Annotated in this window: 10 protein-coding genes; 7 read left to right on the top strand and 3 right to left on the bottom strand. The window is 42.9% G+C overall.

Annotated elements, in window-relative coordinates; translation table 11 throughout:
* Positions 1-89 precede the first annotated feature (89 nt).
* The 3 genes from ASD24_RS05050 to ASD24_RS05040 form a co-directional block, all read right to left on the bottom strand.
* Complete coding sequence (locus ASD24_RS05050; RefSeq protein ID WP_056692337.1) at positions 90-689, bottom strand: response regulator transcription factor; 600 nt, start codon at positions 687-689, stop codon at positions 90-92.
* Entirely contained in the window at positions 686-1,834 is a 1,149-nt protein-coding gene (locus ASD24_RS05045) for a sensor histidine kinase (RefSeq protein ID WP_056692616.1), read from the bottom strand. The genes ASD24_RS05050 and ASD24_RS05045 overlap by 4 nt, the downstream gene beginning before the upstream one ends.
* Positions 1,835-1,968: 134 nt before the next feature.
* Positions 1,969-3,027 carry a fatty acid desaturase gene (locus ASD24_RS05040; protein ID WP_056692334.1) on the bottom strand — a complete coding sequence of 353 codons (1,059 nt, stop codon included), beginning with the start codon at positions 3,025-3,027 and terminating at the stop codon, positions 1,969-1,971.
* Between the two features lie 393 nt (positions 3,028-3,420).
* Here ASD24_RS05040 and ASD24_RS05035 point away from each other — a divergent pair, with 393 nt between their 5' ends.
* From ASD24_RS05035 to ASD24_RS05005, 7 genes are all read left to right on the top strand, one after another.
* A complete protein-coding gene (locus tag ASD24_RS05035) occupies positions 3,421-4,260 on the top strand; it encodes a YitT family protein (RefSeq protein ID WP_056692613.1) in 840 nt (279 codons plus the stop codon).
* A 192-nt stretch (positions 4,261-4,452) separates the two neighbouring features.
* Entirely contained in the window at positions 4,453-5,646 is a 1,194-nt protein-coding gene (locus tag ASD24_RS05030) for an ROK family transcriptional regulator (RefSeq protein WP_056692331.1), read from the top strand.
* 37 nt (positions 5,647-5,683) lie between these two features.
* Positions 5,684-6,760: an ROK family protein gene (locus ASD24_RS05025; protein ID WP_056692329.1), complete on the top strand. Its 1,077-nt coding sequence runs from the start codon at positions 5,684-5,686 to the stop codon at positions 6,758-6,760.
* A gap of 133 nt (positions 6,761-6,893) precedes the next feature.
* On the top strand, positions 6,894-8,105 hold the full coding sequence (locus tag ASD24_RS05020) for an MFS transporter (protein WP_327205226.1): 1,212 nt from the start codon (positions 6,894-6,896) through the stop codon (positions 8,103-8,105).
* A gap of 96 nt (positions 8,106-8,201) precedes the next feature.
* On the top strand, positions 8,202-10,442 hold the full coding sequence (locus ASD24_RS05015; RefSeq protein ID WP_162248924.1) for a helix-turn-helix domain-containing protein: 2,241 nt from the start codon (positions 8,202-8,204) through the stop codon (positions 10,440-10,442).
* Positions 10,443-10,908: 466 nt separating this feature from the next.
* Entirely contained in the window at positions 10,909-12,510 is a 1,602-nt protein-coding gene (locus ASD24_RS05010) for an extracellular solute-binding protein (protein ID WP_056692326.1), read from the top strand.
* Between the two features lie 117 nt (positions 12,511-12,627).
* Positions 12,628-13,530, top strand: coding sequence for an ABC transporter permease (locus tag ASD24_RS05005; protein WP_056692323.1), 903 nt, complete (start codon positions 12,628-12,630; stop codon positions 13,528-13,530).
* Positions 13,531-13,539 lie beyond the last annotated feature (9 nt).

Here is a 13,539-nt window from a genome sequence, read left to right as displayed (position 1 = left end):
CGATAAAAAAAGCTTGGCAGGAATTAGGGGACTGACCCCATTTCCTGACCAAGCTTTTATTTTGTTCTTAATGGGTTGAAGCGGTTCTTTCATTTGAACCAGCCCTTTTCCTTGGATCGAGTGATGGCTTCAATGCGGTTGCTTGCATTCAGTTTGTTGAGAATAATGGAAATATAGTTGCGTACCGTTCCTGTTGTTATAAATAAATGACCTGCAATTTCCTTGGTATTCTTCCCATCTGCCATTAGACCGAGTACAGCGTGCTCACGTTCGGTGAGAGGATTCTCTTCCACATATGCCTCGTCGACCAAATCCGGTGCAAAGATACGTCGTCCGTTCATAACTTGGCGGATCGCTTCAGCCAGCTCCTCAATTGGACTATCTTTCAGTAGATAACCACGGACGCCGCCTTTCAAAGCACGTTCAAAGTAGCCGGTTCGCGCAAACGTAGTCAGAATAATAACTTTGCAGTTCATACCTTTCATTTCTTCAGCGGCCTCCAGACCGCTTTTGACAGGCATTTCGATATCCATCAGACAGATATCCGGTTTCAGCTCTTGAACAAGACCAAGGGCTTCTTGACCATTGCCCGCTTGTCCGACAACCTCCATATCCTCCTCCAGATTGAGCAGGGAAGATAAGGCGCCTAACATCATACGCTGATCTTCGGCGATTACGATTCGGATCATTGTTCTGCCTCCTTTATCGGTTTGCGAACCAGTTTCGGTACTTGGATGGCAATGCGCGTTCCTTCCATGTCCTCTCCAGATTGAACATCCAGACAGCCATTGACGAATTCCAAACGTTCTTTCATGCCTAATATGCCAGTACCGCGCCGATCCTGTTTACGTGTTCGTTCTATACCTACGCCATTATCCTGAACTGTCAGAATGTTGGCTGAAGGGGTCTCTTGAAGACGGATGGTGCATTCCGTTGCCTGACTATGCTTAACCACATTCGTAACAGCTTCCTTCAGACACATACCCAGCACATTTTCATTAAGCTGAGAGGTATCCTGCAATTTAGGATTGCCTTCCAATACAAATTCAATGGAGGCCGCCTTGAGAATTTGTTCGGCTCGGAATAATTCGTCAACCAACTGAGTGCCGCGCATCGTTGTAACCATCTCACGCACTTCCTTGAGGGCTGTGCTTGCCGTCTGCCTCAGATCATTCAATTCAATTTCAGCTTGATCTGGATTCAGACGAAGCAGACGTTTCGCCAAATCGGTTTTGAGACCGATTAAGGAGAGCTTTTGTCCAAGGGTATCATGTAGATCACGTGCGATCCGTTGGCGTTCTTCCATTTTGACTAGATCATCTAAACGTTTATTGGCATTTTCCAATTGGCCTTCCAATTGTTCACGTTTATTTTTGTTATACGTACTTACCGGAAGTAGGATAGAGGCCATGAGACAGATGAAGACAAACGGAAATTGACTAAGCAGCAATGAGCTTTGATTGATAAAGCCGTAATTAATCGTCAGAAAACTGGTTCCTAGATTCACCGAATATAGTGTAATGAATCCTGCTTTATTTTTAATATTTCCAATAAAGAAAGCAAGAAACAAAGAGAAATAAGCATAGTCATAGGCGATAGTCATCGTAATGGAAATGGCAATTAAAAGTCCGATCCACATGTAGACCTGCCAGCCCTTGGTGATGAAGGCGAGCAGATAACACACAAAGAACACCAGGATGATGACAATACCTGTAACTAAAGTCCACAATTTAGAATATTGGGAGATATAATAGAACGGCAGAATGAAGAAAACAAGCCATACATAGGGGTTTAATCCCGTGTTTTTATAAAAAAGTTGCGACCACTTCTGAATGGAAATTCTCCTCCTTGGAACTATAAGGCATTGCTCAAACACACTGATTTTTGAACAGCGTCTATAGTGTACTCAAACTTAGCCTGACTGTAGCACGACTTTAGCCTGAATACAAGAAAACGAATCCGACAGAGTTAAGGCTTCTCTGTCAGACCCGCTTGGTTACTTACACGAATCGTTGGTTGAGCATAAGGCTTGCGGGGAAGACTCTTGATCTGTTTGAAACTAATAAATTGCTTAGATTCTTCGTCCCACAGGCGGAATCGCAAAGCAGCTAGACTTGAACGTAAAGTGATTGTCGTTGCTTTTTGCAAAGGTGGTGTTGAATTATGCGCCTCTTCCAGATAATAGTTCGGTACACGAGGACTAAGATGATGCACATGGTGGAAACCGATGTTACCACTGATCCATTGCAGCAGTTTGGGTAGCTTGTAGTACGAGCTTCCTTCCACAGCAGCTTTGACATAACTCCACTCATCTTCATGCTCGAAGTAAGTTTCTTCAAACTGATGTTGCACGTAGAACAACCAGATGCCGAAGAAACCAGAGAAGAAGAAAACAGGTGTCTGCACCAAGACAAAAGCCTGCCAGCCAATCAGCCAACACATGAATGCATAAAGACCAATGATCAGTACAGTTGTAAGGTGTGTATTGATGCGTTCTTTGCGCCTTGCTGCCTTACGATTAAAACGGTAAGCAACGAGGAACACATAGAAGGGACCAATGCCAAACATCACAAGTGGATTGCGATAAACACGATAGAAAAAGCGAGCCCAAGGAGAAGCAGCTTGGTATTCCTCCACGGTCATAATCCATATATCACCTACACCGCGTTTATCCAGATTACTGCTGGTAGCGTGATGAATAGAGTGCTCGTTTTTCCATTGCAGATAAGGTGTCAGGGTTACTACACCAGTAATGGTTCCCAAAATGTCATTTGCACGTTTGCTCTTGAAGAATGAACCATGGCAGCAGTCATGGAAAATAATAAACGTTCTTAGTACAAACCCCGAGGCTACGAGAGCGATCGGTATTGTCAGCCAGTAGGATATGGATAAGCTATAATATGCTGCAGCCCATAGCAAGAATAATGGGATCAAAGTATTAATCATTTGTTGGATACTTAATTTGAGATTGTTTTTTTCATAAGGGGTGACTTCTTTTTTTAATGCCATTTCTTTCGTTTTGCTCATTAGCGAATGTCCTCCTTCAATCATTACAACTTAACGATCATGAACTCGGGCTTTAAGTTGCAATTCTCGTTTCCCGTTACATTCTGTATGGGAAGCGTTTTTATTATTGTAAGAGAATCAGCTTGTGATGGTAAGTCATAAATGTCATGCTTCATAATGATAAATATCAAGGATCGACCATGACATTTATCATATACAGATAGGATGTTTAATGCGGTATATGGTGGTTAGCTAAACATATTATTAAAATCCTTTGTACAATTTGTGCAACAGTTTGTATTTTGTATACAAATTTTGGCGGTGACATGGTAGAATCAACTTTGGAGTAAATCATGACAACTTATGAGATTGGAAATATAGGTTGAATTTTTGATGGATTGGATGGAATGCATGATGAAAAAAAGAATAACGGATATTTTATTTATTATGGCGGGTGCATTTCTATTTGCGCTGGCTGTTAACCTGTTTGTCATCCCGAATGATCTGGCTGAGGGTGGTGTAACAGGGATTACTATTATTTTGTATTATCTGTTTGAGTGGTCGCCTGGATTAATGAACTTGCTGCTCAATGGGATATTATTGATTGTAGGTTATAAATTTCTGGATAGAACAACGACGATTTATACGATTGTTGCCGTCGTATTTAACTCGTTATTTCTACATTTAACTGAGAGCTGGACGATTGATTCGCATGAACTCTGGATTAATACGATCTTTGGCGGATTATTTGCCGGTCTAGGGATTGGATTGATTGTAAGAGTAGGGGGAACTACAGCCGGTACTGTAATATTGGCTCGTCTGGCTAATAAGTACTTAGACTGGAATATTAGTTATGGGTTATTGTTCTTCGATCTGATTGTAGCGTTCTCGTCTTTCTTCATTATAGGACCACAAGGATTGATGTGCACGATCGTGATGCTCTTTGTAGGTACCAAAACGATGGAGTTCATTATTGAAGGTTTGAATCCAAAAAAAGCAGTCACGATTATTTCGACCAAACAGGATGCGATTGCCAAGCAAGTGATTGAGAAGATGGATCGCGGGGTTACTGTCTTGTCCGGTCATGGTTATTATACGAAAAACCCAAAAGAAATCCTCTATATTGTTATTAGTAAACAAGAGGTATCCATGTTGAAGAAAATTGTACGCGCAGAGGACGAAATTGCTTTTATTACGATTCATGATGTACGTGACGTATTTGGAGAAGGATTTATTGAGTTGTCCAAATCGTAATGAATTAAAATGAAAATAAGTGAGAGCTGTGGTGTCTATACACTACAGCTTTTTCTATATATAAGGTGAAATAAATAGTATAAAATCCCTATCTAAATACCTAACAAAACGCTGTACACACCCCAATCACGATGCTATATTGAATACAATTAGTTAATAAACTTAACTAACTATGATAAGGAGGTGATTCAGGTGGCTGGTACACCGCAATACATACGCAATCTGAACGAGAATTTAATACTTGATGCACTGATTGCTCATGGGATGTTGTCTAGAGCGGATATCAGCCGGCAGACCGGACTGAGCAAACCTACGGTATCGTCGGCAGTTGAGCATCTAATTGCACGGAATCTCGTGTTGGAAACGGGAAGAGCAGATAATGCCCAAGGACGCAAAGCCACGCTCATTCGTTTCAATGAATTAGCCTATTATATCTGCGGGGTTGATATCGGAGCTACCCGAATTCGCATAGCTCTATCTAATCTGAATGGAGAAATCTTAGATTACCAAACCTATCCGATGTCTATTCAGCAGTCAGAGCTTGGGCAAGGGGAACAATTACTCCAGACTGTTCGGAAGCATATGGATGAACTATTACAGCACAATCATCTGAACTGGAATGAGATTCAGTGTATAGGGTTTGGTATTCCTGGTGTTGTCCTGCCTGGCTCCGGAGAGATCAGTCGAATTGTAGACCCTCTAGCTGGGCAAGAACAAGCGTTGTCCCTGGAATCCCTATCCGCCGCTTTTCCCTGTGAAGTGATCTTGGATAATGACGTCAATCTGGCTGCGTTAGGGGAATACAGGGATGGTGCAGCATCCGATTCAGAACTGTTTGTATTTATTTCTCTTGGCGTGGGCACTGGTGCGGGTATTATGGTGAATGGTCAATTACTGCGTGGCATGAGAGGGCTAACTGGAGAAGTAGCCGAGATGATGCAAGAGGGGCGAAGATTAGAGGACGTTCTGTCTGCTGGCGGTTTGATAAATATGGCCGCCAATCTACTGGATGAAGCTCAGCTTCAGCATAACGACCCAAGGATCATAGAGCTACGTAGTCAACTGACTCCTGAGAATTTGTTTGAGGCAGCTCGTCTGGGTAACAGCTATGCAATGGAGGTTATCAAAAAGTACTGTCGGATGCTGGCATTAGCATTGCGAAATATCAGCGTGTTTCTTGCACCACATTTAATTGTACTTGGTGGAGGGATCGGAGGTAATGGAGATGTGTTGCTGCCTTACCTGAAAGAGATGATTAACGAACAATTTCCTGTTCAACCTGAACTAATCTGCTCCAAGCTTGGTGAAAGGGCAGTTGTGACTGGAGCAGTGCATATTGCTCTGCAGCAAACGATGCTGAAGCTCCAACAAGAGACAGACGAATGATGGACTGACAACAAGGGTGAGAGGTGGGCGACAGAGTATGAACATTTTAGACGGTAATACCCAAGAGAACAGACTTGAAGAACCTCTTCAGGCAACAGATCCAGTACGTTCTCTTGATCAAACGAATGCATTAGATCGTTGGATCATAGGAATTGATATCGGTGGTACCAAAACATTGATGTTATTGTCATCGGAGAAACCAGGCAGTGAAGTATTGGAGCGTAAGATTCCAACCTGTGCAACCGAGCAACCGAGCGTGTTTTTCAAGTGGTTATTTGATGAAGTATCAAAATTCTGCAGTGATAGTGGAATTGAAATAGGATTGGTAGCTGGAATAGGGATGGGCTTTCCAGGAGTTATCCTCAATGATGAAGGGATTCTTCGCAGTGCGCCAGCGTTCCAATGGGCAGAGGAAGATATCAGACCTGTGATTGCAGCATATTTTAATGGAGATATTTATCTCGATAACGATGTAAATATGGCAGCCATGGGAGAATTCGATCGTGGAGCAGCACAGAGTCATCGACATTGTGTGATGGTAACGGTGGGGACAGGAATCGGTTCGGCGCTTATCCTTAACGGACAATTATATAGTGGACAAGACGGAGCAGCAGGAGAGATCGGGCATTTTATAGTTGGAGACGAGGGCATTGATCATCGATACAAGGCATCTCCAGATACATTTGGTGCGTTTGAACTGAACACGTCAGGCACAGGCATTACGCAACACGCGAGGCGTTATTTTACAGATGGACCTGGCAATGCACATTCGATACTTCATAGCCTCGCTGATGGAGACATAAGCCAGATTGAGGCTCGGCATGTGTTCAAAGCTGCTGAAGCGGGGGATGCTGCTGCTCTTGAGATTTTAACGCTACCATTGCAATATATGGCGAGAGGGTTGGCTAATATCGTCGCATTACTTAATCCATCCATTATTGTTGTAGGCGGAGGAGTAGCCGCTTCGAATCCTGATTATTACTTAAACGAGGTTCGCAGCCGCCTAAGTCGATATACCACGCTGGCTACAAAAGTCGTTGTCGCTGAACTTGGCAATATGGCAGGAGCCATTGGTGCAATGGCAGCGATCCGTCTGAGACTGCAACAACGATAGCAATGAATCCATTAAAAGGCGATCGGAATGTTATTCTGTCATCAGAGTGGTCAGATAAACGTTCTTAGATTGAACTTATATACAACTTATATAGAAAGAGATGCCATTACAGGATTAAAGGATGGAGATCCGGATGAGAAGACATATGAAGGCATACAGAGAGATAGAAAAAGCCGATTCCAACGAAGCAAGGCATGTATTAATGAAACTGCAGGGTCTATATTTGTTTATGGGACTTGCTGGAGGGATATTCAATCCCTATATTAATCCGATTTTGGTTGCACAAGGCTTCTCTAGTAAAGAGACCGGATTTATTATGGCGTTTGGCACACTTATATCCATAATCCTTCAACCGATATGGGGGATTATGGTAGATAAGTTTAAAAAAACTCGCTTTGTATTAGTACTAAGTTTGCTAGTTCCTGCATTGTTAGCGTACTTCTACAATATTGAAGTGTACATTATATTAATATTGATTTATACTTTATGCACTATATTTCAAGTGACTCAGATCCCTGTTGCTGACTCTTATGCAGTTACCGCAGCTAAAGCAGCCAATACTTCCTATGGTATGATTCGATTGTTTGGAAGTTTAGGAACAGGGCTTGGAGGATTTGCAGCCGGGATCTATCTTTCCCAATTCTCCATTCATATGTTATGGCTGCCCTTTCTAGTATTTAATGTGCTAAGCGCCATTCTGGCCAGCACACTTCCCCGGCAAACCAGTATTTCTTCTTCCTCGGTGACCTTCTCCGTAGGATTAGCAAGATTGTTGCGTAACCGAACATTCCTTCTATTTTTAATCGGCTGTTTCCTAGTGAATCAAACGCTAACGGCGTTTAACTCCTTTTTTGTAATTTCATTTCAAATGGCAGGTGGATCTGTTGCTATGACAGGCACAGCACTGCTTCTAGCCTCCATAACGAATGTGCCATCGATGCTCGTTGCTGCATTTATTCTCCGCAAATGGGGACATGAACGAACCATGTTATTAGCTGCAGGCGCGTATATGCTTCGTTGGGGAATACAATGGCTCTGGCCAACTCCCGAAGTAATGATCGGGATTCAAGTATTACATGGGTTATCTTTTGGGTTCTTTTATATTGCAGCCGTTGAATATGTAGCTTCCGTTACAGGACGGGAAATGCAAGCGACAGGTCAGAGCCTATTTAATATGGTATTCGCAGGACTTGGTGGCATTGTAGGCAACATGTTAAATGGTTATTTATTAGATTCAGGTGGGCCTTCACTTATGTATTTGGCTTGTACAATCAGCGCTGCGCTGGGAGCATTTATTTTGTTTTTCGTTAGTAGACAGGCTAGGAATCAACAATCGTTGAACTGATGTAGAGGAAGAGAGCTCAACAATGGAGCCAAACCAGCGGTCAGAAGCATGTTCTAATTTTGTAATTACAGCATGAAGTGGAAGGAGAGGATGCTTTTGAAAATACATTTGAAGCGGAACTGGTATTCTAAATTGTTATATTCGTATTTTCCTATTTTTTTGCTGACAATCTCCGTCTTAATTTTTCTCTCCTTCCTGATCGTGAATGAACTCTCACGCAACGAAACCAAAAAAGCTGATCTGATCTCAACCCGTTATATTGTGGATACATTGGAACGCCAACTGGGGGATATCGAACTTCGTTTACTTGAAGACATCGGCTCGAATAAGCTATATAGTCGCTTTCTAGAAGCGGGTCAAGGGCAACAATCAACACAATTTATTTACGATGCTGCAAGTGGACTAGCCCAAATGACGGATCAACAGGATATGATCCAATCCATTTACCTGTATCGCACGTCTGATTCTCAGATTTTGACCTCAAGAGGTTTGGTTCGTGTGGAGGACTTCGAAGATCGTGAATATATCAAGCAATCGTTGAACAGTCGCCAAAATCTGAATTGGAATCTGCCCCGAGATTATAAAGAACGTTCATTTGATACCCCAACCGAGGTCATAAGCATGAATAAGTGGTTACCTCTGCCGTGGGGTGGTGAAGGCTTACTCGTTATTTCAGTGAAAATGTATGCGGTAGAGCGTCAGATTGAAGCCATGACGAATGAACAATTATCTTTTATTCAAATAAAAGATCCCAGTGACCGTATCATTTATAAGACACATGCAACAGATGGCTCTGTCGGTGAAGTTCTGAATCGGGTGTCTGCTAACAATCTTGGCTTAGTCTTTGAGAGTGGTATTCAATCCGGACAATTGTATGCTTGGGTATCTTTAATCTCTTATGTGTGGATTGGCATCGGAGTGCTTACTATAGTTGGCGCTATCGCTGGGATTATCTATATTACTCGCCGGAATTATAAACCCATTCAGTTGATGATGAACCGAATTCAGGCGTTGCAACCACGCGCAGAAGAAGATGAAGCAACAGCTTCGGTTAAGGATGAATTGGCTCTCATTGATCGGGCGTTGGAACATCTTATCGCGCAGACGGTGGATTATGAGAAGCAGCACCATGAGAACCTGCTCATTCACCGTAGGCAGCTACTCGTCGATCTGATGGAAGGCGAACGAATGGATTCATTTCGCCAAAGACTGCGTCACCTGGGGCCACTTGATGAACGTTTCATGGAACCTGCAAGTGTTGCTGTATTGATTGCTGAGATGAATAGTGAGGATCTGTCATCGAATCAGAGTATATTGAAGCTCGCCATCATGAATGTTGTGGAGGAGCTTGTACACAACGAGCCCAATTTAGGTGCGTGGGCCGAATGGTTTGGCAATCGTAGACTCGTAGTGGTCATTACCTCGGATGAGAGGGAGGGGTTAGACCGCGAGATGCTAATGGAGCTGGCGAAACAGCTACATATGTGGATTGCGGAACATTTCCGCATTCGATTTACGTTCGGGATTGGACGCACTGTTGCGGGATGGGAGCAGATTACGCAATCTTATATGAGTGCGGACGCAGGCTTACAGCATCGACTGACCTTGGGGAAAGATGCCATCGTGTTAAGTGAGCAATTGCCAGATCGTGCGGAGCTGCAATCCTACAAGTATTTGCAAATGCTGGCTGACATTGTTCGGGAATTCAGGTTAACCGGTGATGGCTGGCGGGCAAAACTGGACGAAATGTTTATTGCCTTTAGTGAGGATCAAATCAAGGATAATGAGATTCGTATGATGCTTCAGGCTCTAATACAGATGTTATCGCGTGAATTTGGTGATTGGTCTGAACGATTACAGGGTCAGTTTAATGAGGAAGTTCTAAATACACTGCGCAGCGAGATTCAGCAGGCAGATACGTTAGTTCATATCCGAGAGATTTTATTAGGCTGGCTGAAAGAGCTCTATCGGAACTATGTGTCTGTTCATGAGACGAAGAGCCATCGAGCGATGATTAATGAGCTGCGAACCTATATTGAAGAACATTTTGATGATCCTGATCTGTCCCTTAAACATCTTAGTGATCGTTTTCAAATCTCTGGCAAGTATGCAAGTTATCTGTTCAAAGAAGAATTTGATATGAAATTTGTTGATTTTCTAATGAAGTTGCGAGTTGAAAAGGCATGCCGACTGCTGACCTCGTCCGATACAACCGTTCAAGATATTGCTCAGCAGGTGGGATATGCAAACGCCATTTCGTTCGGGAGAGTTTTCAAACGGATTACAGGGGTTACTCCTGGCGATTACCGCAAGCAACAGGGTAAACACGAAAGCTAAGTTCTTTCCAGGCTATGTTGATGACCGTTCACGAGGACAGATATGAGATTAAACGTAATATAAACCAAGATGTACTTACAATGTACATCTTGGACAATGGAGACCACGGTAAATGTGGTCTTTTTGTATGGAGATAAATCCATTTAGGCTAAACCAAATAGGAAAAGATAAATATTATTAGCCTTAAAATATTACATATTAATAACATTATAAGTTAATTTAATAAACATACATATTACATATAAATCGAGAAAATTGTATAGTTGTAGGATTTCAGTTTATTTTCGCTGCTTAAACACCATTTGGAAGCGTTTGCTTACATTTGAAAATAGTTTATTGTGCTTTTCATAGTTTCGATGTAATAATTAGTGACATTCACAGGTGCAACAAGCGGGGAGTGGACATCCGAGTTGGTATGTCATTTCTGTGAATCTAATCAGAGTGTGTGCGAAAGGGGAAAGGTCAGATGAAGTTATTACAAAAACGTTGGGGTAAAAAGTCTAGTTCGGTTCTTGCAGTGGTAACAGCCTTCACTCTATTATTATCCGCGTGTTCGTCCGGGAGTGAATCCGCATCGTCAACAGGAGGAACAGGCGCGGGGGATAAAACAACGTTAAAAGTAGAAATATTTGACCGGGGTAACACACCAGCGGGTTACACCATCTCAGATAGTTATCTAACCCGATTCATTCAAGAGAAGTTCGGCACACCGAATAATATTGATGTTCAATTCGTTCCGGTTCCACGCTCTGAAGAAGTACAGAAGCTTAATGTTCTGATGGCGAGTGGCTCAGAAGTTCCTGATATTGTATTCACGTATGATTCGGGGACGTTTAATCGTTACGCTCAACAAGGCGGACTAACAGAGCTTACCGAACTGATTGATCAGCATGGTACAAATCTGAAGAAGTTACTTGGAGATGAAACGCTGGCTTACGGTCAATATGATGGTCAGCAGTTCGCAGTTCCAGGCAAACGTCTAGTGTTGGGTAAATACGCTTCCTATGTCCGTCAGGACTGGTTAGACAAGTTAGGCTTGCCTGCTCCGCAAACGGCAGAAGAATTGCATGCAACGTTGAAGGCATTCAAAGAAAAAGATCCAGGCAATATGGGGTCGAGCCTGATTCCATTCGGGATGTCCATTGCCTCTGCGCAATATGAGCCATTACTTTGGTCTTTCATCGAACCATTGACCGAAGAGCAGAAGTACACCTTAACGCAACAACTCGGTTCTAATGATTATCCAACACTGTTACCTGGTTTCAAAGAAGGTCTTCAATATATGAATACACTCTATAACGAAGGATTAATGAGCAAAGACTTTGGGCTCGACAAAGACAAGAAGAAACTATGGGAAGATGTATCGAACGGTAAGGTTGGTTTTTACTCTGAAGATGCAGGGGAGATCTATATCTCTGGCACCTACAAGAACCTGCAAACGAATCAGTCTGATGCTGTAATGACACCGATCGATGCATTCCAAAACTCAGAAGGTAAGTTTGCTAAACCAGCATACGCACCCAATGCGATGTACGTCATGATCCCAAAATCAAGCCAGAACGCAGAAAATGCAATGAAATATCTGGATTGGATGGCTTCGGGCAACAATCTGTTCGATCTGCAATTCGGTGTTGAAAATGAAAACTATGAGCTTGTAGACGGTGTACCGTTGATCAAAGACGATGCTTCACCAGAAATCTCTGGTCGTATCTACAATGCAGGTGACATCGCCATTATCGTTAACGGGAAGTACGTTGGAGACGATAGAAAAAATGAAGAAGCCTATGTTGTTCAGGTGGAGTCGAAGTATCGTGATGATATGCGTAAATCAGTAGCAATCTCGAACACCGATACGATTCAGCCCGTGCGTTTCCCTAAACCTATTGAAGCTGAAGCAAAGTATGGCAATGGACTAAGAGATAAGTTCCAGGAGTTTATCGTAAAAACGACCATTGCTAAGCCGGCTGATTTTGAAGCGACATATGAGAACATGATGAAGGATTATATGGCAAGTGGTGGTCAGGCTATTCTGGACGAGCGCACAGCAGCCTACAACGAGATGAAATAATTCGAACATATTGCGACTGAGATATAGATGAAGAATGACAGAGACACGGATCCGGAGAGCGGTGATCCCACAAGATACTGACTTTCCGGAACATGTCTGACATGGGGGGAAGAGTTGATGAAGAACGGTACGTATCTCCGTAGAAACTGGCAATTGTATGCCTTGCTCCTGCTGCCCATGATTTACTTCATTATTTTTAAATACGGGCCAATGTATGGAGTGCAGATCGCTTTTAAAGACTTTAACTTCTTTCAGGGTATTGCTGGTAGTGAATGGATTGGACTAGAAGCATTTCGAGAAGTGTTCCAAAATCAGGATTTCTTCGATGCTCTCCGCAATACCATCATGCTGAACTTTCTAGATCTTATTGTTTCATTCCCGGCACCATTAATATTGGCGATTCTACTCTTCGAATTGAAGAAGGCTTGGTTCAAAAAGATGGCTCAAACGTTGCTGTATATCCCACACTTTATCTCATGGGTTATTATCGGAGGGATCGTACTTCAGGTATTCGGCACACAATCCGGGTTCATTAACAACGTACTGATAAGCTTCGGCTTGGATCCGCTGCCGTTCCTGAGTGACAAAAACTACTGGCTCTTCACGTACCTGGCTGTTGGGGTGTGGCAAAGTGCAGGCTGGGGAACCATTCTCTATCTAGCGTCCTTAACGGGAATTAATCGGGAACTGTTTGAAGCAGCGGAAGTGGATGGTGCAAGTCGTTTGCGCCGAATCTGGCATATCTCTCTGCCTGGTATCAAAACAACAATTGTTACCTTGCTTATTATCAATGTCGGTAACATGATCTCTATCGGTTTCGATCGTCCCTTCATTATTGGTAACGTTGCTGTTCGAGAATATTCGGATGTGCTCAGCACATTTGTATACCGTATTGGACTCCAGTCCGGTCAGGTTACTCTTGCGACTGCTGTAGGTTTGTTCCAAGCTATTGTAGGACTTGTCTTCATCTTAGGAGCTAACTATGCATCGAAGAAACTGACGGATGAGAGCATTATGTAATTGATGGAA

Origin of the sequence: Paenibacillus sp. Root52 (assembly GCF_001426865.1) — a bacterium.
Taxonomy (GTDB): domain Bacteria; phylum Bacillota; class Bacilli; order Paenibacillales; family Paenibacillaceae; genus Paenibacillus.
Note: the sequence above shows the minus strand (reverse complement) of the source record. Positions and strands in the feature narration are given on the sequence as shown.